The following is a 26,792-nucleotide window of genomic DNA, read 5'->3' as shown; positions in this document are numbered from 1 at the left end:
GAAGATCCTGATTTATTGAATAGACTAAATAGCTGCGTAGTTGAAATAGAAATGGAATGCTTTCAACCTTCTGCCTATGGATTGACCTTTTTCTTTTTTAATTGTATTTGATGTTTTTAACAGCTAAAAGGAAAGGTATTATGAATACGGATGATAAAAATAGGAAGCCAAGAACAGAAAAAACCATTAAGCAAAAAATAGCATCAGCGCAGATGCGTCTGAATCGTCTCAAGACCAAAGAGCAATCTTTATCCAAGAGTGCTGAGACACGCTTGAAGATCATCCTTGGTGCTGAAGTAGTTAAAGCCGTGGGCTGTAAAGTTGAAGATGTCGATAAAGAGTTTGTATTAGGGATATTATTACAAAATTCGGATATTAATACGGAGGCTAAAGCGAGAGTTAAATTACGAGGGAAAAGATTCCTTGAGGATATGGTGGGAAGGCAAGAATAAAATCTGATGATTCACCATAATAACAAGTTAGTCCCTTAATGGGAGAATAAAGGGCTTTTCGGCCCTTTATTATTTAATGTTGTTTAAGTAAATCTCCCTCTATCCATTTCGTTATTGCATATCTAATATAGTTGTTGAATGTTACGTAATCCATCTGCCTTTCTTTAAAAGCAAAATCTATATTTCTTTGTAAGTTCACATTAAATTCACCAAAGTGAAATTTTCCTGAGTGAAAGTGACCTGACCTTACAGAGTAAAAGTAATCAGATATTTCTTTCTTAAAATCTGAGTTTCTATATTTTTTCATGAAGTCAGAGAAACCTATGCTATCTATTTTTGCTAAAGATTCAATAGCACATATTTTATAAGAAATCTCTGTGGTGGCATTGTTCCTAGCTAGGGTTAAGGCAGTATTGTACATACGATAAAAAGAAGTGAAAATTGATTTTTTTGTGGGGGTAAACTTGAAATATCTCTGAAATCATTTCTTATACATGTTGGTACAGAAATCTCTTCTGACGGATAATGTGCATTTTTTGGAGATGTACTAAAGGTGGTTTTGTTTTGTTATTCTGTTTAGGTTTTTCTATTTTATGATTTCTAAAAAGTGTATCGAAATGTTGATCATCTGAAAGCGTATCTTGAATATACAGTTTATCATCAAATACTAATGCTCCATTACTGTCAGGATAGGCGACATTCATAGTCCATCGACCTGATTAAAAAGAGTTAACATGCTCTAGATTTTCTATATTTTTCAACCCATAGTGATTATCTTTTATAATTAAATTAAGTTCATAATCTATGAATCCAGTTCTGTATCTGTTTAACTCAAATGCATTTCATTTTTTTATTGTGAATATTCTGAATTCTGAAGTGATCAGTTCGAAACTAACATCAAGTAATACGCATAGATAAGCATTGAGATTTGCTGTGTGATTGTATGCAAGACTTCTTGCATGATCTACATTTATTGCATCCACCTCAATGTCAAACATGACGATTTGTTCTGTCAGTGACTCTTGTTTACTTGTCCAGATATGAGGTTTTATTAAAGTTTAAAAGTCTGAATTAACTAGGTAGGATTGTCTTATCGGGTGAGAGTTAAAATAACGAGAGTATGTTCTAATGGTGTATCTTACCGTTTCATTATTTTGGCTACTCCCTAGTATATCATTGACAAGTTCAAGAACGTAATATTTTAAATGAAGTTGAGGTAGATCATTTTCATTTTTGTCTAGGGTTGCTTCAATAGATAACATTTTCAGTCTCGTTACTTTTAAAATCTATAGCTAGGTTGAATTTTTGTTGTGGCCTGATATAAGGAAAAAATCGACAAGCAAGTGAGGTTGAGGATGCAAAACAGAAGGCCAAGGGGGGGAAAGCAAAAGCGGCTCGTTTTGGAAAAATGAAAGAGGAAGTGATTAGATTACTACAAAAAAATAAAGTAGACGGAGGATGGCGTAAGAAAACAATCGCATTCAAATTTATTAAAGATGATTTGCTTTTATTTGTTGAGAAAAATGGATGGCCTTCTGCTGAGGATAAAGATGAGTTAAATAAATCATCTGTAGATAAATATGCTAATATGCAGCGGTTAGTGATGGATTGGTCTAGAAATGATCAAGGCGTGAAGAGTGCTTTTGATTCGGTAATACAAAGGAAGCCCAAAAAATAAAGAATTTTTTCTTACTCATTGACGTTATTTGTGGGCATCTTTATTTCTATCGCGGATCATCATTCATGACTATCCGCGATGCATCGGAAGTGATTTAGAGCAAGTATATTATTATCTTTTACACTCATTTTTTTGAAGCAGTTTAGTTGTGAAGCCATCTTTGAAATGAAAGTAACTAGCAGTAATGAAAATAATTATTTGTATGTATCCAAGACTCATTGTAGGCTTTGCCAGCATGCCAAAATAAGCAGCAATAGATATGACTACTAAAAGGAAACACTTTGCGGTATACCATCCAAAAAAATGCTCACTTGTTTTAGTATTAGAGCAAGCGACGGCTTTCGATACTTTAGATGTTATTTGTCCAAAGATCAGGCATGATGCTAAAGACCAATCTGGAGATGTGATTATCTCTTGCCATGTTGAAATATAGATTTTTATCGAAATTAAAAGTAGAAAAGGAATGGCTATAAATAAATATTCAGCCTTCAACTCTGCAAATGTTGCTTTTCTTTCTTTTAAACTAAGTGTCGAGTTCATACTGTAACCCATTATTTCGTTGGATATTGCTGATGTTTATCACTTTTAAGTTTCTAATCTGGGGTTGGCCTTTGCCTTTTGGTGGTGTGTAAATATCAAAAGTAATTTTAGCATCAATAATATCTTTTGGTCCAATTGCAGGAATTAAACCGTCTTGATATCTTTCCAACCATTCTTTATGTGTTATTCTTCCACTCAAGCGCTTATCCAAACTTATGCTACGAAATGACCACACAGAATTACCTTCGTTAACAGAGACGGTTACATAGAGTTTATCATTTAATTCTATGCTTTCAGTACTCCCTAGGAACATTTCTCTTGGTTTTCCACCAAAACGCCATTTTGTATTAAATTTAAAGTTTTGGTTGTTATCGCTATTGCTAGTAATAATGACTGATTCATTTGGCTTTATTTTTTGATTCGCAGTTGAGAATTTTTCTAGAGCAAATGATAGATTTTGTCTGTCTATATTGGGGTCCGCTATTTGTTGTGGTAGATTTTTTGCTAATGCAGTTTCTAGATTTACAGCTAGAGTTTCTACTTGTTCTTCAGTGTCGGTGGTTTCAATGTCAGTTAACTCTCTAAATAACTCATCACCTGAGTTATAAAATGCATTGGCTAATATTTCGTCAATTTTTCCGGGAATCACTGAGAGTTTACTAAGTATTGAACCACTTTTAATTTCATTTAATTGAAAGTTGAAATCTGCTTTAATTCCAATAGAGTTACTTAATACTTGTCCAAAATCACGGTAAGCATTTATGTATAATGCCATCGCCTCAAATACCTCTTCTGGATTGTGGCGGTCTTTGAGATAATCTATTTTTATCGATAACTCTGGGTTCACATTTAGCCCCTTGTGGCGCGCAACATTCAGGACCGTGATCCATGCTTTCCTATAGGTGGACGTCTGAAAGTTGAATTATCATGATGGTTTTATCTATCCAAAATAACTCTAATACTCCTGTTTTTCAATGGTTTTCTGCAGTCTTGAAGGGGGCAAGACATATGTTGATATGACGTAACTTGTACTTTCAGCAAACTCCTTTGGTATTTGGATAATCATTCCACCAAAAGAAATGAATAGATAACTTTGATACATGATGGCCTGTTTCAAACTTAAGTTGATCATTAGGGGATGGGACACTAACACACTCTGGTGCTAGTGTAAGGTAATCTGATTTGCATTTACCCCGCTAACTTAATACCTCTCACGCCCCCAGCCAATATGCTTCCTGCATCAGCTGCTTCTATAAAGTCAGCCCACCATTGCATCATAGGTCGTCGCGGCTCAAGGTAATCACTGCGGTTGTAAGCTCGACGTACCTCATTCTTATCCACATGTGCAAGTGCTGCCTCAATGACATCAGGTGGAAAACCTTGTTCATTAAGGGCCGTACTTGCAATAGATCTCAGCCCGTGTGAAACGAGCACCCCACCAAAACCTGCGCGTTTTAGCGATGCGTTTACGGTCTGACTGTTCATCGGCTTGTTTGGCTTGATGCGGCTGGGAAAGATAAATTCTCGATTTCCACTTAACGGCTTCATCATCTCCAGTATCGCAATTGCTTCATCTGACAATGGAACAGTATGGTCGCGGTTCATTTTCATACGTGCTGCAGGAATCTTCCACTCTCGCGCTTCTATGTCTACCTCTTCCCAGCGAGCTTCAGCCGCTTCGACAGGGCGGGTAATAGTAAGAAGTTGCCACATGAACAGGCAGCGTGTTGAGAGGCTAATGCTGGCTGTTCGCATTGTCTGCATCAGTTGAGGTAGCTGATCCGGTCGAATACTGGGCATGTTCTTTTTCTGAGGTTTCTCGAAGGCTTTACCGATATGAACGCTGGGAACAGCATCAATCAGTCCTGTGTTTTGGGCATAGATCATGACCTCATTAATGCGCTGGCACAGGCGACGAACGGTTTCCAGTGCTCCTCTGGCCTGAACCGGTTGCACGGCCTGAACCAGTGTATGAGCTTTAATATCTGTAACGCTAACGTCGCCAATCGCAGGAAAGACATCTCTTTCAAGAGAGCGCCAGATATCTTCCGTATAGTCCTCTGTCACACTAGCTTTCTTCACATTCCACCTACGTTCAGCTACGAGCTGGAAAGTATTTGTTTTGGCTTCCAGCGAACTGCGCAATTGTTCTTGCTGATGTTCCTGCGGATCGATCTGTTTAGCCAGGAGTGAGCGGGACTCTGCACGGTAGTTTCTGGCATCGGCAAGGGTAACTGACGGGTAGGGGCCTATGCTCTTCTTTGCTCGTTTCTTGGTGACAGGACGAATGTAGCGAAACTGCCAGATTTTACTCCCGCTGGATTTGATGAGTAGCTCAAGGCCATCGCCATCATAGAGAACGTAGTCCGCTTCTTTGGGTTTAGCAGATTCGATTTCCTTAACGAATAGAGGTTTGGTTTGTCTTGCCATTGCCGGGTTTCCATAGTTTTAGGCACCTCAAAAGCAATATAGCTTTATGAGGTGCCTAACAAGGTGCCTAAAAGGTTCGGATTTAATTAGTTGGCATCAGACTTCGCGGGACAAATTCAAGGCACAAAAAAGCCCGCATGGCTTGCGCCGTGCGGGCTCTTAGGACTTCATCGGATGACTCTGGTAATCACCGATGGAGAATTTTGGGCTGGCGTCCCTGTAATACATCCTTTAATGCTTTGATTATTAAATGTATTAATGATTTGTATTTTACATTAAGGTGCAATAAAGGGATAAAAAAAGTATTGTGGCTAAAAATCAGTCATATTTTAAATGTCATGATAGCGGTGAGGAGTTGAACTCATGAGTTCAACTTCCGAAGGGGATTGAATGACTGTCAATGTAAAATAGTCAACTAAAAAAGCACTTTTTGCTAAAAAAGTTGTTGATCGTCATAAGCGATATTCGAATAATAGCTTCTGTCGAAAAACAATGGGAGAGATAAATGAAAGAAAAAAACAACTTTATACGTTTACCTGAAGTTCTGGAAAGAACTGGATTTTGTAAAGCTTGGATTTATCGTTTGATTAGTCGTAACGAATTCCCTTCACCTATAAAAATCGGTGATCGTGCAATCGGGTTCGTCGAAAGTGAAATAGATGCGTGGATTGATGAAAAGATTTATTTCTCAAGAAATAAAGCCGCCTGAATGTTATTACATGTTTTTTGATTTATTCCTGACGGGATTAGTCATTAAAAGTAGAAAACCTCTCAAAATCGCGTATAGAGCGTTTTAGAGCCACATATGAAAAATATTATTTATTTAAAATAAAAGACTGGTTTTTGAACTGGTCTTTTTTGTTTTTTATCTAATCGCGTTTTTAAAATATTTTTGATTTTATCTATTGACTGATATTATATATAGATTTATATAATATAAAGATACAAAATATTAAAAATCTTCGCTGACTTTTAACTAATGTTAAATACCACTTCCAGAAGATTTTAATCTTTAATAAAGCAATAACGCTAATCCTGTGTATCGGGTATAAGAATGAAGGTTCCTCAAGTGTTTGGCAATTCTTATGTTATTGTGGCAGTGCCGGATGACGCGTAGCTGCCAACCTGAATCGCACAATCTAAAAAATTTACAAATAGTAGTATAAACTCTTTAGTAAAACGAGAGTCGTTTGAAAGTTTAATGATTTGTGTTTGCGCGGGTCGTGGGGGAAGTATCAGGATGGAAACGTTCTGAATATTTTCAAGGCGCAATGAGCATCTCCTATCTTTCTATTTTAGCCTTTTTGGCGTGGGGGGTAGGGGGGGAATGCTTAAAGAAAAACTATTTCCTCCTTCGGAGGAAAACTACTACGGCTGGAAGCCGCCCCGCTAAAACACAACCCCCAAAACCTTAAAACCAAAAACTTTTAAATTAATTAATTAGTACTACTAGTACAAAAGTTTTTTAATAAAAATAAATATAAAATCCCAAATAAAAAATATAAAAAGTAAAGTGTTATTTAATGAAGAGCTAATAGAAATATAAGTGAAGTTAGATCATGGATAAAATATAAAAGAAGTTGGATTACGCCAACTTCTTTTATAAATAAAATGGTATTCGATTTAGATTAATCTAACAAACCGCGAGAAGTTTTACTTGCCGTTTGTCTAAAGGTATAGCGTTCAACAACATCACCTTTAAACCAGATCTCAAGATCTTTCATGTGAGCTGTGCTGCTGTTCTTTAATAATGCTAATCCCGGTATGTAATTTGAAATCTGGGATTCACCGGACATAACGGAATACCCCCACATTTCTTTACCATCGTTAGTTTCTTTAGTCTGAGGCTCCCCATAAAAACGAAGGATATCTTGTTGAGTAGTTTTACCCTTGATAATCTTAGAGGCTATATTCTGCTGTGTTTCGTCTTTAATAGATTTGTTTCCATAAACGGTACAACTCGCCAAAGGAAGAATAATAAATGCTGCCGCAATCAATCTTTTCATATCAACTCCAAATATAAATAATAAAACATAACAAGGTTATAAAACGTATTTATTAAAAATGAGAAGCCAGCGATCGCAGATCTCCTGATTGGTCGATGATGTTTTGTTTTTCATTGGTAGATTGATTTTCCATGAAGGATTTTTTATATCATCTGTCAGTATAAAAATACCGGAACGCTGATTAGCTAACATTTGTTCATTACTGTTAGCTCCAGCGGACTTTATCATAGAGTTTAGATTATTACCTGTGCTGTAAATTTTTCCGGCTTCGGATAGCGTATAATTTATTTCCCTGATGTTGTCGTATTTGAAAGTGCTGTCCTTATCTGTATTGAAAATACGTACTGTGTGTTTTTTAGTATCAATGACTACACCGGTGTTTTGACATTCATATGAGAGGACATCACCATCTAATACCTCTGTGTAAGTATTGAGATATCTTCTTTTTTTAGGGCCAAAGTAAAACAGTTGGCAGAGAATCAGGATAAAAATCACTGCCCAAAAAAGAAAAATAATGTTTTCGGTTTTCATAAAATTTCATTCCTCATAGAGCGATAGTTTTTAACTTAATCATGAAGATACCAAGGTGATTCGCCCGGTCTTCCACGCTCCGAGCATACCATGAAGAGGGCTGCTCTCAAGTAAAATGATCGTTATCACAGATCAATTATTTAATATTGATAGTTTTTAGCGATTAAAAAGTGATTATCGATCGGTGTATCAATTGTTTTAATCGATCGATAGTGACTTTATGATAGGTATTGACTATCATTATATCGATTTTGATCGATATAAACGATACGATGGCAGGTGAAAATAAACCAATACTATCAATTGGTTAAAGTGAATATAACTCCAAGTCATTCATTGGGGACAAAAAATGAGCAAAATATCTAGCGCGGTATTGGTCGGTTTCTTCTGTTCTCATATGTTTCACGTTCTTCATTAAATCTCTGTTCAGTTAATGATATTGATTGTTTAGCTGTATGAAGTTTATTTTTAAACTCACTTTTTGACTGTGTTTTGTTATCTTGAGAAAGTTCAGGAACGGCAGCGCCGCCCATCAGATAAGCTTTTTTCTTTGCTGCTGCTTCTTTATTTTCTAAATCCTCTAACTCCTCTTTTTGTGCTTCTGTTAAGTGTAGATTCTTATCTACTTTCTCATCGGTTAAATTAATATTTGATGTTGAACCTATAGCCGCTGCTGGACTGCTTTTACTATTATTTTTAGTGGTGTGAACTTTGATTTCATTATCAGCATTAAGATCTGCTTTATCTTCTTTATTGAGTTTAGATTGAAGATATTCGCCAACTTCGCCGAGTCTATTTTGCGGGTTGTTTTCATTGCCTCCCTGTGTAGCATCTTGCAAAGATGCGGCAGGGGAGGAAGCTGGAGCCAGCGGCGAGGGCTTAAGCTGTTTCTGTTCAATGTGGTTAAGTGCTTTTGCCTCTTGTGATACTTTCACTTCTTGGAGCACGTCAAAGCGTGCTTGTCGCTCTGGATTGCGGCTATGGCCTCTATGGATAGTCGGCGGTCTGTCTAAGCTGATTGCCTGCGCCTCTTGCTCAACCGTTCTGAGAGGGGGCAGGATAGCGTCAAACTCTGCTTTTTGTTCTTTCAGTGATCTGTGATCGATATGCGCATCGATGCCAGCCTTTTGCATGTGCTCGTTTGCTGTGTCTGCCCAACTCTTGCGCCATTGCTCTAACAGTTCTTTATCGTTCCATTTCCTTTCCTTCTGACCGAACCCCGCGCCGTCAGGAGTAAGGTGGCGAGTAGTTAGCATTACGTGAAAATGCGGGTTGTCGCTATCGAGTTTGTGGAAGGCTATATCAGCAATCATTCCATTTTTTACAAAATGCTCTTGGCAAAAATCTATTGCTAACACCTTTTTTTGTTCGTCTGTCATTTCGACAGGAAGCGCAATATTAAACTCGCGTGCTAACTGCGCATCTTTTCTTTTTTCGCTTTTTTCTATCGTGTTCCATAAATACGCAGGCTTTAAAAAATTACGGTCTGCGCTTTCAGGTATTAATATCATACTGTCTGAAATACCTTTCTTTTTGCTGTAGTCGTGGATCTCTCCTGTGTGTTCGTCCATTAACTTTTCGCCGTGGCGATAAGCTGCCGCAGCTACGCTACTATGCCCCTTGCTGCGTGTTATTGTTTGAGCGCTCATATGAAATATTGCCATTGTTTTTATCTCCTGATATTGAAAACACATACTTTTTAAAACAAGCAAAATATATTTGCTTTTTTAAAAAGCGATTAAGTAATATTAAGCATAAAGCGAATATTACTTTTTATTTTTATGCGTTAGTAAATCCCCATTTATGGGGCGCACACATTCGAAGAATGTATAAGTGCGCTATTGTAGTTTTTAGCAAAACTAAAATAGCCGCTATACGTAAACCTTTTATCTATAAAATCGCGCTCTGGAAATGAAAATACATATATCGCGCTTTACTTAAATAAATATATTACTTAAAATATATATAACAGAAAAACATAAAAATAAAAGAGGTGAAATATGAATGATAATGATAAAAAAATAGAAGTGGCAGCGTCTGAACTTGTTAGATTGATTATTAAAAAGCTACAAGATGAAAATACGGATGTTATATGTAGAACAAGCTTATTTATAACTTACAATCTTTTTTCTCATGAAAGCGATTTTACTGTTGTTTATGACACGTTAGGGGGAGATCTGGAATGATTGGAAATTATAACAATGATTACGACTATGATGATAATGAGTATTTAAATGATGACACTATAGAAATCCCTTTGAGCTGTGAAGATGACGAATATAGAGAGGATTATTTAAGAGATCAAGAGCAAGAACAAAAATCTGTTTTACAGAAAATGATTGAGTATAAAAATGAAAATGCATTTTTTGGTCATTTATACGAAATGTCCGGCGTTTTTGGTTTTACTGTTGTTTTATTGTTAGGGTTTATTTTTACGCTGCCGATTTTGTTTATAGCTGGATTGATTGCGTTTTTTATTACGATAAAAGAAAAGAGAGGTTCTAAAAATGGCATTTAATATTGATAAATATAATAAATTGAAAAAAGAACTTGAACAAAAAGCAAACTTACTAAATAGGTTGGAGCAAGAAATGAAAGCTGAAAAAAGAAAAGAAGATACAGCGCGAAAAATAAAAATTGGTGCTGAGTTAATAAGGATAGTTAGAGAGAATAGCAAAGAAGTATCTGACGAGTTAGATTTTACTAATGATTTATCGCTATTGGTCGGGGCTTTAACTAATCATATGGTATTAAAAAGAATATACGATCAGCGCGAGTTTTTGAGAGCGGAAGGGGATAAGAGGCTTAACGAATGGAAACTAAAAAATAATAAAAAAAGGAGTAAAACGGATGAATAACTTAAGACCTAACCCGAACCCTCCACGCGAGGGAACGGCGGACATGATTAACCGCCTGAACTTCTATGATACGTCTTTTACTTGCTTACATTTTTTAATGATAGATTTTGATAATGACATGCAAGAAATGAAAAGAAAAAAAGATTTTCACCCGCTCCAGCTTTTAAACAAGCACGATAGAGAAAGTTTAGATTTAGAGATATTAAATATTATTAGAATATCACTTGCTAGCAAAATGTTAGATATTCAAAGTGAAGAACTATTGAGTGCTGATTTATATTTTAATAAAAAAGATGAGTTAGACATGGGGGAGGATGCGAGAATAATAGGTTTTGTGTTTAGAGACTTTGTAAAACAAAGAATAGAAACAGCGATTAAAACTATTGAGGAGAAAAATATATGAATATATTAGGTTTAATAGCAAAAGCAAAACCTGCGGTAGACGATGGCGGCGGTAGTCTCATTCCTGCCGCGATGGGTTTTTTTATTTGTGCTTTTTTAGTTGCTATCATTGCCTCTGTTGTTTCTAGTGCTTTTCGTTCTGCTAAAAATTCAGCAGACGTGAGTATAAACAATGCAAAAAAATATCACATAGCACTAATAAAAGAGCAGTATAGAAAGAAAGGCGGGGGCTGATATGTTTTATTTAATATGTATGGTTTTTATGGTCATATTTTTTATTGCTTGTATGTTGTCGGTTATATATGCGTCTGAAATATATCAGTGGCAGCATTATAACAGCTATAAGTTTAAGCAATGGTTAAAAAGTGGGAGTATAAAAAAAGATGCGCATGAAGAAAAAATAAAAAAGGAAGTGAAAAAAATGACTATAGATTATATATTAAAACTTCTTAAAAAATACAATATAGATTTTGATGCTAACGAGTTTGTAAAAGCAAGTTTTAATATTAAGATGAAATACTACAAGTTAATATTAAATGAAAAGGAGAGGCTGAAAGAAAATAAAATATTAGATGAAGCAGTTAAACAAAAAATAAAAATAGAAACTGACACATTTGACGCTGAAAAATTTCAAAAAGAAGCTGATGAACGTTATAAGTTATTCATGGAACGCCGCAATCTCTCCAATAGAGAAAAATAACAACTCCTATATTTAGGACGTCAAGAAGAATGGCGGGGGCTCCCTTTTAAGGGTTCCGCTATTGTTCTTGATGACACATAGATAAAGAATTTTTATGGGTGGGTGATTCACGTAGTGAAACACTCCACCTATTAGACCTTTTTATCACGGCCTTACATGAAAAAGCATATGTTTAGATCTGCTGAAATGTTCTTAGTACAATCATAAATTATGCTTGAGTGGTACTTCTCTTTGCATGTAAATACCGTCGTTTGGGCGTTTTCGCTCTTCAAAATGGATAGCTAATGATAGATACATTATTGAGTTACGAGCTAAGCCAATGAGTTGCATAATTCTTGATTCGAATTGGCTTATTGGCACTAAAAGACAATGTGATGATAGTTTTTCTTTTTCATGGATTTTTGCTTTTAAGTCTGAATGCTTAGTATTTAGTTTGTTAATCTTTTCTTTAAGCTGTTTAGATAAATGAGGGTCATGGTCTTCATTTGTTTTTTTTATCTTTAATTCAATTTCTCTAATTTCATCTGGTATCGTATTGACCTCTCTTTGCAATTTTGTAAATTCTTCATCATTGTAAGTATTATGTGATGTTGCGAGTTCATAGCCAAAATCATCAACAATTTTCAATGAACGATGTTCCATAGCATTTCTGATTTCAGCAAATGCTACAGCATTTGGATCTAACCATTTTGATACTGAATCAGAGCTACCAACTTTGCGAATATCTTTTAATATATAGAATAAAGCATGGATAAAAGGATTATCACTATCCTTAAGTTTTTTATGGGGCTTCCATTCATTATTCTTGCCTGTGAAGTCGCGAAATAAATTGTCGATGCTTATTTTTCTGTCATGCTTTAAGTCATTTAAATCAAAAAAATGGCTAATTAGGTATGCTATTTTGTCAAAAAGTGAATATATTATTCTGAATGCTGATTTGTATTGGGCAACCTTTAAATTGTTAATTGAGTAAGTCATATCTTCAACGTGTTGAAAAGTTGAGTTGAATATATGAGGCGCATCGTCCGGTATATCCTTTGAGGAGTATATTAAATACCGCGCATAGCAGTAATCATTTTTTAATTCATCATAATTACCATGGTATGATAATTCTTCATGCATTGTAAGCGCACCATTAAGAGATTGGATAAATGATGGTAATGAAAAAATATCTTGGTAAGTAATCTGGTAATCGCAAACATCATTTAAATCATTAAGGAAAAGCTTGTTTTTTGCACACCATTCAAAATACTTTTTCTGTTTTATTGATGTGAGTTTTTCAGTGTATTTCATGAAATAATCGAAAGATGATATCTCAAAATTATCCTCAAACCATTTTTGGAAATTGTGTAATCGCCCCCCATCCTCAAGTGATTCTTTTTGTTCTGGATATTGTTTTTTGAAATTATCGAGTCCCTTTTTTAATAGATTGTAAGCAATGAAATAATGATATTCAGAATGTCCTTCATCGTATAGTGAATTGCCAAGAAATAATTCATTATTGGCTTTTGATATAATTGCTACGGGATTGTTATCTATAGAAATAGCTTTGTCATAGTGAGGGATACAGCATAGTGCTCTTCCCTGTGATGAAAGACGGTTAGCTAAATTTGTCTCAATCATAGATCTAAGACTATCATATGCATGAATGTTATTTACGTGTTCCTGCCAGTTTGCTTTAGGGAGAGTATGTATGGCTTTTCTGTAGAAGATGACCGATTTCATCAAATCATCTGAATACCACTCTGTTTTACGTGTTTCATAGAGTTTGGAATAACAATTTCCTAGACAGTAGAGATAATGGGCTTCGTACAAGGGGTGAGAAAAGGTGAAATCCTGTTTTGTATAACTTTCGACTAACGCAGCTAAAGAAGCGTGATCACATGTAATGATGTATTGATCCGCAAGTTTACTGAACTCCTCAAGTTCATCTTTTACCATTAACAAGGGAACTCCTTAAATATTGATAATTATTGATTGCCGAACTTCGATATTAAAAGATAGTATACATTTCTGTGTTTTATCATGCGGCAATAGACTTATATTTTTGTATTTGGACGTAATCACTCCACCATTGCATTAACTCGGCACGCTCGGCTAAATATTCTGCACGGTTGTATGCCGCAATGATTTCATCTTTTTTAGAGTGAGCGAGGGCTGCTTCAAGAACTTCTGTTCTGAACTTACTGGATTCCTCGGCGGCAGTTCTGGCAATAGAACGCATACCATGTGCCACCATTTCACCGCCAAAACCCATGCGGATTATCGCTGCGTTAGCTGTTTGCTCGTGCATATGGCTAAGAGGAGCTTTGATGCTGGGGAAAACCCACTCACGATGACCGCTGATTGGTTTCATGGATTCAAGAATACGCATAGCTTCCTTACTCAATGGAACCTTGTGGGGCCGTTTCATCTTCATGAACTCAGCGGGGATGTTCCAGAATCGGTTCTCTTCGTCGATGTCAGTCCAACGCGCCCGAACGGCTTCACCGGGCCGAACCCAAGTCAATAACTGCCACTCGATAAGCATACGTGTTTCTAAACGTATAGAAGCGTTTGCTAATGCTGATATGAAACGAGGTAGCTCACTTGGGGGGAGGGCTGGCATGTTTTGCTTCTTTGGCTTGCTGAAACGCTGTGTGAGGTTATCTGCAGGGTTGAACTCAATAAGCTCTTCTGTGGCCGCATAACGGAAAATTTCGTTCAGTCGTGAAATTATACGGCGTAGAGTTTCAAGGACACCTCTTTGCTCGATAGGGTCAAGATGTTGTTTCAACATCTTAGGGCGGATCTCTTTAATGGGAACCTCCCCTAAAGTAGGAAAGATGTTCCGCTCAAGGCTACGCCAGATATCCTTAGCATGATCTTGCGATATGCCTGATGTTTTAATTTTTTCATCAAGCCATTTTTTCGCCACTGTCTGGAATGTGTGTTCAGTGGCATCTTTGAGCGCTTTAGCTTTTTGCTCATTGTGGGATTGGGGATCGATACCCTGTGCAAGCAAAGAGAGGTATTCATCCCGGAGCGCTCTTGCCTGTGCAAGAGTCAGGTAGGGATAGAACCCAAGGCTCATTTTGGCCCGTTTCTTGGTTAAAGGAACGGTATAGCCGAGGTGCCAGATTTTTTTGCCACTTGGTTTGATACGCAGGAACAAGCCATCTCCATCCCATAGCGTGAACTCTTTCTCTGTGGGCTTGGCCTTTTTGATCTCTGTGTCAGTGAGTTTTGTTGCTACCTTCGGCATTTTTGCTCCCTCGTTTTTACTCCCTCATCGACGAGGGATAATAGGAGGGTGCCATAAGGAGTGGTTTCTAGCAATTCTCAGTAGACTTCACTGGACATGAAAAAGGCCGCAAACCCTTATGGAATGCGGCCTTAGTAGACTTTAGTAGACGTCATTTTACTAAAAAGTGGTGGAGCTGGCGGGAGTTGAACCCGCGTCCGAAATTCCTACATACCATTTTTAGTATAGTAAAAACAGTGTATTGCGTTTAAAAACAGCGAGTTAGTATTATTCAGTGTTCGTCCGTTTTACGCATTTTTAATGCCCTGCCGCCAAAATGCCGCCATAAATTAGCGTTTCCAATTGAGGTTGTGAAGCGGGTTTTTTGTCACTGCGTCTTCGAGGTGGTCAGGGGCAAAGTGAGCGTAAACCATCGTCATTTTTATATCTGCGTGGCCCAGAATATCGCGCAGTACCAGTATGTTTCCGCCGTTCATCATAAAGTGGCTGGCGAAGGTATGGCGCAGCACGTGGGTACATTGGCCTTCTGGTAGCTCAATACCAGCTCTTTTTACTGCACGCTCAAAAGCTTTTCTGCATGGCGTGAATAGCTTCCCTCTGTTTTTGGGGAGTTCGTCATACAGATCCTGAGATATTGGCACGGTACGGTTTTTCTTGCCCTTCGTCTTGGTATAAGTGATGCGGTATTTTGATAGCTGATGGCCCTGCAGGTTTTCAGCTTCACTCCATCGGGCGCCAGTTGCCAGGCATACTTTTGCAATCATCAGCAAACTGGGACTCTGAGAATCAGCACAGGCATCCAGTAGACGTTTAATTTCTTCCGGTGCCAGGAACGCCAGTTCGCCCTCTGCGATTTTGAATGTTGGTAGCCCAGCGAGCGGGTTGGGTGCTGACCAGTGGCCCAGCTTTTTCAGTGTGCCAAAAACAGATGATAGGTTACGTTGTTCAAGGTTTACCGTACGGGGCTTAACTGGCGACATAAGCACGCCATCTTCATTTTTTACTTCACCTTTTAACCGTGCTTCCCGGTATTTCGTAAAATCGCCTGCGGTTAACTCTGAGGCAATGGGATCGCCCAAGCCATTACAAATAATGCTGAGTTTTGCCATCAGGCGTTTGGGGTCTGCCAGCGTCTGCCCATAAAGTGAATGCCACTGATCAATCACTTCTGACAAATGCCGCCGATCTTCCTTCTCCCCCAGCCACGGTTTTTTGTTCACCTCATCCATGGTGTGGTTTTCGAATGCTATGGCCTCGCCTTTAGTCGCAAATTGCTTGCGTACACGTTTGCCATCCCGTCCGTTCGGGTAGCATTCACACAACCATTTTCCGTTAGGCTGTTTTCTGATGCTCATAAGTTAGAGGCTCTTGATTACTTTGACTGCACGCCCGATAGCTTCAATGTCGTCGACCGAGCATTCAAATGATGTTTCATCTTGGTGAACTACAATTTTGTTGCCTGGAACGCGAGCGATTTTGACGATGCTTTTAACTCCGTCCATATCGACTAACCAGAAGCCATTACTGACTTGTTTAACAGACGTATCCACAACAAAGCTATCAATAGCTGTTTTTACAAATAAAGAGTTGGATGAGTCACCATCGAGCAGTCTGCTATCAAGAAGAATTTCATCACTTGGCTGCAGTTCACCGTTCTTCAGTTCAACATGTTTGATGCTAGGAGCAACAATTTTAGAAAGTGGTCTTACCGTGACGGAGGTTTCGTTTTTGAGATTTCTTTCTTCGTTCTCACACGCATACATATCTCCTTGTCCCGTAGCCAGCCATAGAAGGGAAATTCCTGTTTCAAGAGCGCATTGAATTACCCATTCAGCAGGGAAACTATCCCTTAAGTATCTGTTAGCCATAGTGCTTTTTGATACTTCCAGATGTTCGCAGAGCTGCTGTCGTGAGCTGAAATTGTAAGCCTTAATAAGCCTGTTAATCGCATCGCGCCCACCACTATCATTCCCCGCCTTGATTAAACTCATAATCAAACCTCTTGACGTATATAAAAAGTGATCTTAATATCCATTCATGGTTTGAAAAGCAAAACCAAACCACATAAAACAAGATAAAACGAACCCAAACTAAGAGATACTGCACTATGAGTACTGATATTTCAATTCGTGTACCAAAAGAGATGGCAACGCCTGCTGAGTTCGCGGAGTGGGAAGGTATCTCCCGTGGCTCTGTGTATCAAAAAATTCACCATGGTCAGCTTGCTAAGTACATGGTGAAGAAAGAAAAAAATAAAGGACGTGTAAGCCTACGGTACCTGATGTACAAAACCGACCAGGTTCGTGAGTCTCTTGGTCATTCCAACTTCCGCGTCATTGTTGGTTAGTAAGTTCGATTATGAGAACTTTCTAAGGGGCTTGCATGTTTGATTATAAGATTTCCAAACATCCACACTTTGACGAAGCCTGCCGGGTTTTCGCGCTGCGTCACAACATGGCGAAGCTGGCAGAACGCGCGGGAATGAAAGTCCAGACGCTGCGTAACAAGCTGAACCCGGAACAACCGCATCAGCTCACGCCGTCGGAGATCTGGCTGCTTACCGATCTTACTGAGGACTCTACGCTCGTTGACGGTTTTTTGGCTCAGATTCACTGCCTGCCATGCGTACCGATGAACGAAGTGGCAAAAGAGAAGCTGCCACATTATGTCATGAGCGCTACTGCTGAAATCGGACGTATTGCTGCCGGTGCTGTATCGGGTGATGTGAAAACTACTGCAGGCCGCCGCGATGTTATCAGTAGCATCAACTCTGTTACTCGCTTAATGGCACTGGCTGCCGTTTCCATACAGGCACGTTTGCAGGCTAACCCGGCGATGGCAAGCGCGGTGGATACCGTGACGGGCCTCGGCGCTTCATTCGGTCTGATCTGAGGTGGCTATGCTGACTAGAGAACCATCTTTTGCATCACTTCTCGTTAAGCAAAGCCCAGCAATGCACTACGGTCACGGCTGGATTTATTTACCTTGCGGAAAAAAGTGGCATCCATGTATTGAACTGTCTCCCCGGCAGCAGGCTGTCCGGGGAATAGGTAAAAAGAGATTGCTACAACGTCTAAGTTTTAACGTGGCAGGCATCCTGCAAACCAGGCGAAAAGCTTTTCCTGGAAGCTGAGCTTAGTGTCGTCAGACCGACCACATGCAATAGCTGCTCTTTTGTAGGCTGGATTTAACAAAGAACCGAAAGGTGCGGAATCAGAGTGATGCAGTGTTTTCAATTTTTGTGCAATCAGTTCCGGGGTCAATTCATCCCCAGCATAAAGCAATTCACCGTACTGACGGCTTTGTACGCTAGCACGCTCGGAAATAATTGCGGGTTGCCACACAAGTTGAATTGTTGCGATTACAACAACGGGCAAAGCGAATACCCATTCCAGCCCGGTATCGGCTATGACAGCAGTACCGCTAATAATCTGAATAGCAGTCATCAATTTGTCAGCCCTACCGTGAAGTGTCGCTGTCATAAGCTCAAGGTAATAGCAGTAATGCAACTGGAAATATTCGGAGCTTTGTTTAGTCATGCCGGATTCCTATTTTTTATCTTGCCCCGGTTCTGGCTTAGGTACAGGGGCAGGACGAGGCAATACATGGAAGTTGTCAGAGTCTGACATCAGGTTTCTCCTTCGAGGGGTAGGTGATTGTTGGCGCAAATAGTCTACCACTAAGGCACGCGCCGGGCGTGTGAAAAAATTCCCGGCACAACTTCAAATAGGTATATGTACGACGAGATAGGAGGGAGAATGGCTATTGATGGCCCGGTGGCGACAGTTCCACTAAGCCCCGGCAAACGCCTGGATGGGTTGAATCATATTGCTGAATTACGCGCAAAAGTGTTCGGCCTGAATATTGAGTCGGAGCTTGAAAGGTTCATTGAAGATATGCGCGACCAAAGGGATGTTAACAATAAACAAAATGAGAGGGCACTGGCAGCCATATTCTATATGGCAAAGATTCCAGCAGAACGTCATAGCGTCAATATTAGTGATCTGACTACTGACGAAAAGCGGGAACTGATTAAAGCAATGAATCATTTTCGTGCAGTGGTGAGCTTATTTCCAAAACGGCTAACCATGCCGAATTAACCCACAACAGAAATTAATGGCGTAAACCCGCCGGGCTTCTTATTGCCCAAATTCAGGAGAAACAACAATGCGAAATATTGAAACCCGTATCACTAAAACCGGACCAGATGATGCTGGCCTTAATCAGCTGCTGACTGATGCGCGCATGGAAGAACGCCGTGGACGCGCTGATTTGATAGCAGCACGTCTGGACTCTTTGGCTGCCCATATCGTGTCACGTCAGCTTAACCACACGGAAGCGGCTGAGCTGCTGCGTCAAGAAGCGGTGAAGATTCAGAACGAAGCGCAGGAGATCCACTGATGGCTGATTCAATGGACCTCGTACAGCAGCGCGTTGAAGAAGAACGCCAGCGCCACATCCATACCGCCCGCAATAAAACGCCGGGCGTTTCCCGTGTTCTCTGCATTGATTGCGATGCACCGATCCCGCCAGCACGCCGCCGCGCCATTCCGGGCGTGCAGTGCTGCATCACCTGTCAGGAAATCGCAGAGCTGAAAGGCAAACACTACAACGGAGGTGCTGTATGAGCACCATCCTGAAATGGGCGGGTAATAAAACCGCTATCATGGCAGAACTGAAAAAACACCTCCCAGAAGGCCCGCGACTGGTTGAACCTTTCGCGGGTTCATGCGCTGTGATGATAGAGACAGACTATCCTCATTATCTTGTCGCGGATATTAATCCAGACCTGATTAATCTCTATCAGGTGATTAAGAATGATGTTGAATACTTCATCAAAGAGGGCAGATATCTTTTTGAAGCCCGTAATAATCCAGAGGCATATTATAAGACGAGACAGGAGTTTAACTTGCGCCATGGTGGCGCAATTGAACGGGCATTGTATTTCTTATATTTAAATCGCCATGGTTATCGCGGACTGTGTCGCTATAACTTGGACGGTTATTTTAATGTTCCTTACAGTAATTATAAAAAGCCGTACTTCCCTGAAAACGAAATACGCGCATTTGCAGAAAAAGCAAAACGCGCAACGTTTATCTGCGCCAGCTATGACGAGACACTGGCACTGCTGCAAACGGGTGATGTTGTCTATTGCGATCCACCATATGACGGCACGTTTAACGGATATCACACAGCTGGTTTTACAGAGAATGATCAGTACCATCTGGCGTCTATTCTTGAACGCCGGTCGTCAGAAGGTCATCCGGTTATCGTGTCCAACAGCGATACGTCTCTGGCCCGTTCGCTTTATCGTGATTTTACTCGCCATCGTATAACCGTTAAGCGCAGCATGGGCGTGGCTGCCGGTGATAGTAAAACTGCAGTAGAAATCATCGCTACTTCTAAACCCCATCACTGGATTGGTTTTGACCCTGCAGGCGGTCCTGGCTTCTGCGTTAAGCATGAGGTACGGGCGTGACGAAGTTGCAGCCCGGCGTGCATCATTTTCATGGCACACCTGTCTGGGGAAGTGCTGGTGACGTTCATCGCATAGCGGTGAACGGTGCTGGCGCTTTCGTCTCATATGTAAGGCCAGACCAAATTGCTGCATCAATCAAATATGCCAGTGCGGTAGGGATTGATAATGGAGCATTCTCTGCCTGGATGCGGGGACTGGTTATTGACTGGCGTAATTTTTATAAATGGCTAATTAACTATTATCACCATCCCAAAGTAGCATTCTTTGTTATCCCTGACGTAGTGGAAGGGGGCGAAAGCGATAATGACGCTCTGATCCGCCTTGTTCCCAGAATGTTTCATGATAAAGCGGTGCCTGTCTGGCACCTACATGAGTCATTGGATCGACTTGTTGAGCTTTGCCGGGAATGGCCCAGAGTCTGTTTCGGTTCATCCGGTGAGTTTGCTGTAATTCGAACAGCGCGCTGGCATCGTCGTATGCAGGATGCTTTTGAAACTATCTATTGTAAATATAACTTCCAGACCAGCATTCATGGCCTGCGCATGTTAGACGGGCGTGTGCTGGGTAATTATCCACTTGCCACTGCCGACAGTACAAACCTTGCCTGTAACGTTCCGAAATTCAATTCCAAATATCCAGAACTAACCCGGGCGATCCGTGAAGCGGAATATTCTCGTGGGCTTTCCGCAAAGGAACTTAAGGCAACCATTTTAAAAAACAGGTGCGCCATTCTTAAAGGAGCTATTGAGGCCGTAGAGCCTCCATCTATTTCTGAATGGGTGTCTAAAGGATTGCAGCCTTTCCAGCTCGAACTGGAGATCGCATGAGCAATTACCGCCATTTCTGGAACGCCGAAAAGAAAGCAGTTAACCCCTATCTGAATACAGATACACAGGCCACTACGTCTGCGCTTTCAAACCTGATCACTCTGTACGCTGCGGATAACGAGCAGGAGCATCTGCGCCGTGAAGCGCTGAGTGATCAGGTTTGGGAACGCTATTTTTTCAATGAATCCCGTGATCCTGTCCAGCGTGAAATGGAGCAGGACCGGCTGATTAGTCGTGCCAAAATGGCGCGCGAGCAGCAGCGTTTTAATCCCGATCTGGTCATTCTGGCTGACGTTAACGCCATGCCGTCCCATATCAGCAAGCCTCTGCTGGAGCGGATTAAATATTTCCATAGTCTGGGCAGAGCAAAAGCCTATTCCCGCTACCTGCGCGAAACAATCAGGCCGTGTCTTGAGCGGCTGGAGCGTGTGCGTGACAGTCAGGTATCTGCGTCTTTCCGGTTCATGGCGAGCCATGACGGGCTGGAGGGGCTGTTGGTACTGCCTGAAATGAATCAGGATCAGGTCAAGCGCCTTTCCACGCTGGTTGCGGCACATATGAGCATGTGTCTTGATTCGGCCTGCGGTGATCTGTTTGTCAGTGACGATGTTAAACCAGAAGAAATCCGCCAGGCATGGGAAAGGGTTGCTGCAGAAGCTATGCGCCTTGAGGTCATCCCGCCTGCCTTTGAGCAGTTGCGCCGCAAAAAGCGCCGCCGTAAGCCGGTGCCTTATGAACTGATCCCACCGTCGCTGGCCCGTATGCTGTGCGCGGACTGGTGGTATCGCAAATTGTGGCAGATGCGCTGCGAGTGGCGGGAGGAGCAGTTGCGCGCCGTCTGCCTGGTCAACAAGAAAGCCTCACCGTATGTCAGCTACGAAGCCGTGATCCACAAACGCGAGCAGCGCCGCAAATCGCTGGAGTTCTTCCGCTCTCATGAGCTGATCAACGAAGACGGCGACACGCTGGACATGGAAGACGTGGTGAACGCCAGCAACAGCAACCCGGCGCACCGCCGTAATGAAATGATGGCCTGTGTTAAGGGGCTGGAGCTGATCGCGGAAATGCGCGGAGACTGCGCGGTGTTTTATACCATCACCTGCCCGTCACGTTTCCACGCAACCCTCAACAACGGCAGACCTAATCCGAAGTGGACCAGTGCCACTGTCCGGCAGAGCAGTGACTATCTGGTTGATACGTTCGCCGCTTTCCGCAAGGCAATGCACAAGGCCGGGTTGCGCTGGTACGGCGTTCGCGTTGCAGAGCCGCACCATGACGGCACCGTGCACTGGCATCTTCTTTGCTTTATGCGCAAAAAAGACCGCCGTTCCATCACCGCGCTGCTGCGTAAGTTTGCCATCCGTGAAGACCGCGAGGAGCTGGGCACCAATACCGGGCCGCGCTTTAAGTCCGAGCTAATCAACCCGCGCAAGGGCACGCCGACCAGCTACATCGCCAAATACATCAGTAAGAACATCGACGGGCGCGGGCTGGCTAAAGAAATCAGCAAAGAAACCGGCAGATCACTGCGTGACAGCGCCGAGCATGTCAGCGCCTGGGCGTCACTGCACCGTGTCCAGCAATTCCGTTTCTTTGGTATTCCAGGGCGTCAGGCATACCGAGAGCTGCGTTTGCTGGCTGGTCAGGCGGCCAGAGTGCAGGGCGAACGCAAAGCGGGTGCGCCGGTATTGGATAACCCGCGTCTGGATGCGGTACTGGCGGCAGCTGATGCGGGCTGCTTTGCCACCTACATCATGAAGCAGGGCGGTGTACTGGTTCCCCGCAAACATCACCTTGTCCGCACAGCTTATGAGCTTAACGACGAACCGAGCGCCTACGGCGATCATGGTATCCGTATCTATGGCATTTGGTCCCCGATTGTAGAGGGCAAAATTTGCACGCACGCGATGAAGTGGAAAAAGGTTCGTAAGGCCGTTGACGTTCAGGAGGCGGCAGCCGACCAGGGCGCTTGCGCCCCTTGGACTCGTGGCAATAACTGTCCCCTTGCTGAAAATTTGTACCAACAAGGGAAAGACAAATCAGCTGATGGGGATACCAGAACGGATATCACCCGCATGGATGACAAGGAGTTGCACGATTACCTGCACTGTATGAACAAAAAAGAGCGCCGGGAACTGGCTGCAAGGTTACGCCTGGTGAAACCGAAACGGAGTAGAGACTACAAACAGCGAATTACAGACCATCAACGACAGCGGCTCGTCTATGAACTGAAGTCCAGAGGATTTGATGGCAGCGAGAAAGAGGTCGATTTACTCCTTCGCGGCGGCAGTATTCCGTCAGGAGCAGGCCTGCGTATTTTCTATCGGAACCAGCGTTTGCAGGAAGATGATAAGTGGCGGAACCTGTATTAATTACTCTGGTTAACAATTCGTGCTCTTAATAATACCAGGCATATCAGGCTGATAAGCGTAAAAAAACGTTTTACATCAGTAAGATTATTATATACTGTAAATATAAACAGTGGTTATGCATACAGTATTGCGTGTGGTGTCATAGGAGGAAAGATGCAGGACTATTTTTTGGAGTCTTTGAAGCTCCAGCGCATTGATTTTTTTCTTAAGCTTGTAGCGGCTAGTGAGTGTAGTGATGAAGAGAAGGGGCTGGCTCTGCAGTGGGTTTCTGAATTGACTGATGAACTCATGGCAAAAATCAGAAGCCACGAATACAACCGCTCAATGGATGTCATCAGCTGAGGTGACTTTTATGCGCATTGAAATAATGATCGATAAAGAGCAGAAGATTAGCCAGTCTACCCTGGACGCCCTTGAATCCGAGCTTTACCGCAATCTGCGCCCCCTGTATCCCAAAACGGTAATCCGTATCCGTAAAGGTAGCTCTAACGGTGTGGAACTGACCGGACTGCAACTGGACGAAGAAAGAAAACAAGTGATGAAAATTATGCAGAAGGTGTGGGAAGACGACAGCTGGCTGCATTGATTTTGTCAATAGACGCTTGTTTTTACTAATCAAAAAGGGTTACATATGAGTGAGAGGCGATGTCAATCAGATATCGCCTTGTTTTTTGTCAAGAAAAGAATAATAGGCTAAAAATGAAAATTAATAATGTAGCGTTACCAATATCTCTTGCTGTAATCCTAACTGGTTGCGTACCACATGCTTCTAACCGAAATATCACTGCTATTGAAGTGGTGAAGCCTGCTATTGGGCAAAGTGCTACCGCCTACATGGGCGATCCCATTATCACATCTGCTACTGGATTTAAAACGGACGTATTAGAACTTGGTGCGGCTAATGGTGCATTGTCTTCTATCGCTGCTGGTACATATTGCAGTGAGGGGAATGGAATTTACCGCAATTATCATAACCCTCAAGCTGTTGCGTTAAAAAATCTCTATGGCCAAATCGGTAACTATGTTGATTATGTTAGTTACGATGCTGCAAAAAATGAGATATCACCGCCAAATGGCACTTCTTATACTGCATCAGAAATTTCTATCAAACGTGTTCCTGATGGGCTGTGTCGAGTGAGTAACTCATTGGTTAAGACTATCGAATACAATGGAAATGCAGGCGGTGTAATGAAGTTCACCTATCGTGAATTTGCAAACGATATGGCTCGTGCAGCATTTACAACAGATTTTTCTGTAGATTCTAAGGGAAGTGATGTTATCGCTTACAAAGGTGCCAAGTTCAAAGTGAACAAGGCTGATAACTCGTCTATTTCTTATACAATTATTTCTGGCTTTGACAAGGCTGTCACGTTCTAGGTTTCACGCTTACTGAGTATGTTACGATTTTGCACATTCTGCATAAACGCGCATGTCTATGCTGCATGAGATCGCATGATCGTTTGAGGATCTTTTGTGTTAAGGCCCGCCAGTTCTGGCGGGCTTTTGCGTAGATCATGCAGGTGCATGAAAACCACTACATAAAGTGGGCAGGCGTGGCGGGGATACGAGCGCGCGCAGCTAGCCGTATGCTGGAAATTGTGCTGGAAATCATAATTTTGATTTTGTTATGTCGTTTATGTTGTCAATAGCATAAATTCTTATTTACTATGGGGTTAAATAATTTAAGAGAAGAAATGTATTATGACTGGGGAAGTAAAAATTTTTTGCTGCGGTACTTATCATCCATATCGATACAGAGGAGAGCGTAACCCAAAAGCAGGTGATCGGCTATCACGTGCGATGATGGATTTGAAGGATCATAATAATCAAAACCACAAAAAAGCTATTCAAACATTTTCAAGTTTAATTATTGATGAATTAGAACATTATATTATTGGAAAGAAAGAGAATAAAAAGGACTTCACTTCTGTACCGTTTGAAGTATGTGTTGTCCCATCGCATGAAGAGGGTAAAGTGTCTTCTGCGTTACAAACTATAGCCCAGAAGATATGTGGACATTATGAAAATGGTAAGGTTGGTCAGTCGCTACAGAGAAAAACCACTGTTCCGAGCGCACATAAAGATAACGGAGATCGCTCAGTGGCTAATCATATGGCAACGATCTCGGTAGTCTCAGATGTAAAGAATAAAGTGATTTTGCTGATTGATGATGTGACAACAACTGGCGGAAGTATGATAGCGTGCGTAAATCTGTTAAAATCAAAAGGCGCGAGAACAGTTTTGCCATTAGCATTGTTGGAAACAGCGAATTATGAGGAGTAATAGCGTGCGCCCTTCAGATCTGAAGAAATATTTAGGCCTTACTATTCAAACAGAGAGGCTAACCTCAGAGCAAGGGTTGTTAAAACTCATTAATAGTTTACGCTTTGACTCTTTAAGAGATATTCATGATTTGGTTGAGTCAGTCAATCTAACATCAATTTTAAAAAATAAATTAACAGTTGAAAGTTTAATAAATGCTGAAAGGTATTATGATATTCACCGACAATATAAAATAGAAATTATCCCATTTGGTGATAAACGTTACCCACTTTCTTTAGCAATGACACCAAACCCACCTGCTATGCTTTATATTAGAGGTGATGTCAATATTCTTCATGAAATGCCAGGCGTAGCTATCGTCGGATCTCGGCAGGTATCGCGTGCTGGAGAGGAGATTACAAAGAGAGTCACTTCTAGAATATGTAAGAGTGGGTTAGTGATAGTTAGTGGTCTTGCTATCGGGACTGATACAAATGCTCATCAGGCATCTCTTGATGCACATGCTAAAACTATCGCTGTTTTAGCTCATGGACTCGAATTAGCCAAACCTAAACAAAATGCCAAACTGGCTAGAGACATTTTAGAGAATGGTGGGGCATGGATGTCTGAATATCCAGTAGGTCGACCAGCATTTAAACAATCTTTTGTTCAACGAAATAGAATCCAAGTTGGATTATCGGCAACGTCCATTCTTATTGAGGCAGCGAAGGATAGCGGCACTATGACTCAAGCAGATTTTGCGATAAAAGCAGGTAGACCTATTTTTGCTGTTGTACCTCATAAAATAAACAATCCCTTAGGATTAAATTGCGAAGGAAATATTCAACTGGTTAATAATAATCTTGCCAGTCCTTTAAGGACTAGTGAAGATTACGATGACTTAATGGCAGTTATTGCAGACTCAATTAATCGCATTGCTGAATATTCAAAAATATATTTAAATAATATAAATACTTCTTTACTTTAAAGGAGGCAGGTAATCTGCCTCAA

The 26,792-nt window shown here is 41.1% G+C and carries 34 protein-coding genes; 23 read left to right on the top strand and 11 right to left on the bottom strand.

What is annotated here, in order from left to right; genetic code table 11:
* Window positions 1-140: 140 nt before the first annotated feature.
* Window positions 141-452 (top strand): conjugal transfer protein TraD, encoded by a 312-nt coding sequence (locus J4645_RS10215; RefSeq protein WP_001090617.1) that lies wholly within the window; start codon window positions 141-143, stop codon window positions 450-452.
* A 1,408-nt stretch (window positions 453-1,860) separates the two neighbouring features.
* The gene (locus tag J4645_RS10210) at window positions 1,861-2,130 is read left to right on the top strand and encodes a hypothetical protein (protein ID WP_000657150.1); all 270 of its coding nucleotides are present in this window, start codon (window positions 1,861-1,863) and stop codon (window positions 2,128-2,130) included.
* 111 nt (window positions 2,131-2,241) lie between these two features.
* Here J4645_RS10210 and J4645_RS10205 read toward each other — a convergent pair whose 3' ends face one another.
* The 3 genes from J4645_RS10205 to J4645_RS10195 all read right to left on the bottom strand — a co-directional run bounded on the left by J4645_RS10205 (window position 2,242) and on the right by J4645_RS10195 (window position 5,100).
* Entirely contained in the window at window positions 2,242-2,670 is a 429-nt protein-coding gene (locus J4645_RS10205) for a hypothetical protein (RefSeq protein ID WP_023214633.1), read from the bottom strand.
* Window positions 2,654-3,517, bottom strand: a complete 864-nt coding sequence (locus J4645_RS10200; protein WP_001067697.1) for a hypothetical protein — start codon at window positions 3,515-3,517, stop codon at window positions 2,654-2,656. Before J4645_RS10200 ends, J4645_RS10205 begins: the two co-directional genes overlap by 17 nt.
* Window positions 3,518-3,858: 341 nt before the next feature.
* Complete coding sequence (locus J4645_RS10195; protein WP_000113811.1) at window positions 3,859-5,100, bottom strand: integrase; 1,242 nt, start codon at window positions 5,098-5,100, stop codon at window positions 3,859-3,861.
* Window positions 5,101-5,605: 505 nt separating this feature from the next.
* On the opposite strand from J4645_RS10195, the gene J4645_RS10190 reads away from it, so the two are divergent.
* Window positions 5,606-5,809 carry an AlpA family transcriptional regulator gene (locus J4645_RS10190; protein ID WP_023214634.1) on the top strand — a complete coding sequence of 68 codons (204 nt, stop codon included), beginning with the start codon at window positions 5,606-5,608 and terminating at the stop codon, window positions 5,807-5,809.
* Window positions 5,810-6,728: 919 nt separating this feature from the next.
* Here J4645_RS10190 and J4645_RS10185 read toward each other — a convergent pair.
* From J4645_RS10185 to mobQ, 3 genes are all read right to left on the bottom strand, one after another.
* Window positions 6,729-7,106 (bottom strand): hypothetical protein, encoded by a 378-nt coding sequence (locus J4645_RS10185; protein ID WP_023214635.1) that lies wholly within the window; start codon window positions 7,104-7,106, stop codon window positions 6,729-6,731.
* A gap of 36 nt (window positions 7,107-7,142) precedes the next feature.
* Entirely contained in the window at window positions 7,143-7,637 is a 495-nt protein-coding gene (locus tag J4645_RS10180; RefSeq protein ID WP_023214636.1) for a DUF4755 domain-containing protein, read from the bottom strand.
* 362 nt (window positions 7,638-7,999) lie between these two features.
* Complete coding sequence (gene mobQ / locus J4645_RS10175) at window positions 8,000-9,301, bottom strand: MobQ family relaxase (protein ID WP_023214637.1); 1,302 nt, start codon at window positions 9,299-9,301, stop codon at window positions 8,000-8,002.
* A 336-nt stretch (window positions 9,302-9,637) separates the two neighbouring features.
* On the opposite strand from mobQ, the gene J4645_RS10170 reads away from it, so the two are divergent.
* Genes J4645_RS10170 through J4645_RS10145 form a run of 6 tightly spaced genes read left to right on the top strand, consistent with a single transcriptional unit; the run spans window position 9,638 to window position 11,597 of the window.
* Window positions 9,638-9,823 carry a hypothetical protein gene (locus J4645_RS10170; RefSeq protein ID WP_023214638.1) on the top strand — a complete coding sequence of 62 codons (186 nt, stop codon included), beginning with the start codon at window positions 9,638-9,640 and terminating at the stop codon, window positions 9,821-9,823.
* A complete protein-coding gene (locus J4645_RS10165; protein ID WP_023214639.1) occupies window positions 9,820-10,155 on the top strand; it encodes a hypothetical protein in 336 nt (111 codons plus the stop codon). Before J4645_RS10170 ends, J4645_RS10165 begins: the two co-directional genes overlap by 4 nt.
* Window positions 10,145-10,495 carry a hypothetical protein gene (locus J4645_RS10160; RefSeq protein ID WP_023214640.1) on the top strand — a complete coding sequence of 117 codons (351 nt, stop codon included), beginning with the start codon at window positions 10,145-10,147 and terminating at the stop codon, window positions 10,493-10,495. The genes J4645_RS10165 and J4645_RS10160 overlap by 11 nt, the downstream gene beginning before the upstream one ends.
* A complete protein-coding gene (locus J4645_RS10155) occupies window positions 10,488-10,898 on the top strand; it encodes a hypothetical protein (protein ID WP_023214641.1) in 411 nt (136 codons plus the stop codon). The genes J4645_RS10160 and J4645_RS10155 overlap by 8 nt, the downstream gene beginning before the upstream one ends.
* Complete coding sequence (locus J4645_RS10150; protein WP_001528703.1) at window positions 10,895-11,131, top strand: hypothetical protein; 237 nt, start codon at window positions 10,895-10,897, stop codon at window positions 11,129-11,131. The genes J4645_RS10155 and J4645_RS10150 overlap by 4 nt, the downstream gene beginning before the upstream one ends.
* Before the next feature lies 1 nt (window position 11,132).
* On the top strand, window positions 11,133-11,597 hold the full coding sequence (locus tag J4645_RS10145) for a hypothetical protein (RefSeq protein ID WP_023215379.1): 465 nt from the start codon (window positions 11,133-11,135) through the stop codon (window positions 11,595-11,597).
* 201 nt (window positions 11,598-11,798) lie between these two features.
* On the opposite strand, the gene J4645_RS10140 is transcribed toward J4645_RS10145, so the two are convergent.
* From J4645_RS10140 to J4645_RS10125, 4 genes are all read right to left on the bottom strand, one after another.
* The gene (locus J4645_RS10140; protein WP_023214644.1) at window positions 11,799-13,538 is read right to left on the bottom strand and encodes an LA2681 family HEPN domain-containing protein; all 1,740 of its coding nucleotides are present in this window, start codon (window positions 13,536-13,538) and stop codon (window positions 11,799-11,801) included.
* Window positions 13,539-13,620: 82 nt separating this feature from the next.
* Window positions 13,621-14,841 (bottom strand): integrase domain-containing protein, encoded by a 1,221-nt coding sequence (locus tag J4645_RS10135; protein ID WP_023214645.1) that lies wholly within the window; start codon window positions 14,839-14,841, stop codon window positions 13,621-13,623.
* Window positions 14,842-15,170: 329 nt separating this feature from the next.
* Window positions 15,171-16,196: a site-specific integrase gene (locus tag J4645_RS10130; RefSeq protein WP_001536726.1), complete on the bottom strand. Its 1,026-nt coding sequence runs from the start codon at window positions 16,194-16,196 to the stop codon at window positions 15,171-15,173.
* A 3-nt stretch (window positions 16,197-16,199) separates the two neighbouring features.
* On the bottom strand, window positions 16,200-16,832 hold the full coding sequence (locus J4645_RS10125) for a helix-turn-helix domain-containing protein (RefSeq protein ID WP_208208974.1): 633 nt from the start codon (window positions 16,830-16,832) through the stop codon (window positions 16,200-16,202).
* Window positions 16,833-16,948: 116 nt separating this feature from the next.
* On the opposite strand from J4645_RS10125, the gene J4645_RS10120 reads away from it, so the two are divergent.
* From J4645_RS10120 to J4645_RS10110, 3 genes are read left to right on the top strand one after another with little or no spacing between them, the layout of a single operon-like run.
* Entirely contained in the window at window positions 16,949-17,188 is a 240-nt protein-coding gene (locus J4645_RS10120) for a hypothetical protein (protein WP_000102104.1), read from the top strand.
* Window positions 17,189-17,223: 35 nt separating this feature from the next.
* Window positions 17,224-17,733: a phage regulatory CII family protein gene (locus J4645_RS10115; RefSeq protein WP_000460862.1), complete on the top strand. Its 510-nt coding sequence runs from the start codon at window positions 17,224-17,226 to the stop codon at window positions 17,731-17,733.
* A 7-nt stretch (window positions 17,734-17,740) separates the two neighbouring features.
* Complete coding sequence (locus tag J4645_RS10110; RefSeq protein WP_000957775.1) at window positions 17,741-17,974, top strand: phage filamentation protein Fil family protein; 234 nt, start codon at window positions 17,741-17,743, stop codon at window positions 17,972-17,974.
* Here J4645_RS10110 and J4645_RS10105 read toward each other — a convergent pair.
* Window positions 17,922-18,380 carry a hypothetical protein gene (locus J4645_RS10105; protein WP_000166366.1) on the bottom strand — a complete coding sequence of 153 codons (459 nt, stop codon included), beginning with the start codon at window positions 18,378-18,380 and terminating at the stop codon, window positions 17,922-17,924. The genes J4645_RS10110 and J4645_RS10105 overlap by 53 nt on opposite strands.
* Before the next feature lie 219 nt (window positions 18,381-18,599).
* Between J4645_RS10105 and J4645_RS10100 the strand changes: the two genes are divergently transcribed.
* From J4645_RS10100 to J4645_RS10050, 11 genes are all read left to right on the top strand, one after another.
* Complete coding sequence (locus J4645_RS10100; RefSeq protein ID WP_000963195.1) at window positions 18,600-18,941, top strand: DUF5347 domain-containing protein; 342 nt, start codon at window positions 18,600-18,602, stop codon at window positions 18,939-18,941.
* Between the two features lie 67 nt (window positions 18,942-19,008).
* Window positions 19,009-19,242, top strand: a complete 234-nt coding sequence (locus tag J4645_RS10095) for a DUF2732 family protein (protein WP_151352076.1) — start codon at window positions 19,009-19,011, stop codon at window positions 19,240-19,242.
* Window positions 19,242-19,469 (top strand): TraR/DksA family transcriptional regulator, encoded by a 228-nt coding sequence (locus J4645_RS10090; RefSeq protein ID WP_000785509.1) that lies wholly within the window; start codon window positions 19,242-19,244, stop codon window positions 19,467-19,469. The genes J4645_RS10095 and J4645_RS10090 overlap by 1 nt, the downstream gene beginning before the upstream one ends.
* The gene (locus J4645_RS10085; RefSeq protein WP_208208972.1) at window positions 19,466-20,320 is read left to right on the top strand and encodes a DNA adenine methylase; all 855 of its coding nucleotides are present in this window, start codon (window positions 19,466-19,468) and stop codon (window positions 20,318-20,320) included. Before J4645_RS10090 ends, J4645_RS10085 begins: the two co-directional genes overlap by 4 nt.
* Window positions 20,317-21,147, top strand: a complete 831-nt coding sequence (locus J4645_RS10080; protein WP_000164042.1) for a hypothetical protein — start codon at window positions 20,317-20,319, stop codon at window positions 21,145-21,147. The genes J4645_RS10085 and J4645_RS10080 overlap by 4 nt, the downstream gene beginning before the upstream one ends.
* Complete coding sequence (locus J4645_RS10075) at window positions 21,144-23,519, top strand: replication endonuclease (protein WP_000073901.1); 2,376 nt, start codon at window positions 21,144-21,146, stop codon at window positions 23,517-23,519. The genes J4645_RS10080 and J4645_RS10075 overlap by 4 nt, the downstream gene beginning before the upstream one ends.
* Before the next feature lie 153 nt (window positions 23,520-23,672).
* Complete coding sequence (locus J4645_RS10070) at window positions 23,673-23,861, top strand: hypothetical protein (RefSeq protein WP_001154431.1); 189 nt, start codon at window positions 23,673-23,675, stop codon at window positions 23,859-23,861.
* 10 nt (window positions 23,862-23,871) lie between these two features.
* Entirely contained in the window at window positions 23,872-24,105 is a 234-nt protein-coding gene (locus J4645_RS10065; protein ID WP_001217575.1) for a DinI-like family protein, read from the top strand.
* Between the two features lie 113 nt (window positions 24,106-24,218).
* Complete coding sequence (locus J4645_RS10060; protein WP_000700647.1) at window positions 24,219-24,896, top strand: hypothetical protein; 678 nt, start codon at window positions 24,219-24,221, stop codon at window positions 24,894-24,896.
* Window positions 24,897-25,220: 324 nt separating this feature from the next.
* Window positions 25,221-25,802 (top strand): phosphoribosyltransferase family protein, encoded by a 582-nt coding sequence (locus tag J4645_RS10055; RefSeq protein WP_015701350.1) that lies wholly within the window; start codon window positions 25,221-25,223, stop codon window positions 25,800-25,802.
* Window positions 25,792-26,769: a DNA-processing protein DprA gene (locus J4645_RS10050; RefSeq protein WP_014344392.1), complete on the top strand. Its 978-nt coding sequence runs from the start codon at window positions 25,792-25,794 to the stop codon at window positions 26,767-26,769. Before J4645_RS10055 ends, J4645_RS10050 begins: the two co-directional genes overlap by 11 nt.
* Window positions 26,770-26,792 lie beyond the last annotated feature (23 nt).

The sequence above is a fragment of the Salmonella sp. 32082101201600294FB01SM01 genome, from assembly GCF_017572865.1.
In the GTDB taxonomy this organism is placed as follows: domain Bacteria; phylum Pseudomonadota; class Gammaproteobacteria; order Enterobacterales; family Enterobacteriaceae; genus Salmonella; species Salmonella enterica.
Note: the sequence above shows the minus strand (reverse complement) of the source record. Positions and strands in the feature narration are given on the sequence as shown.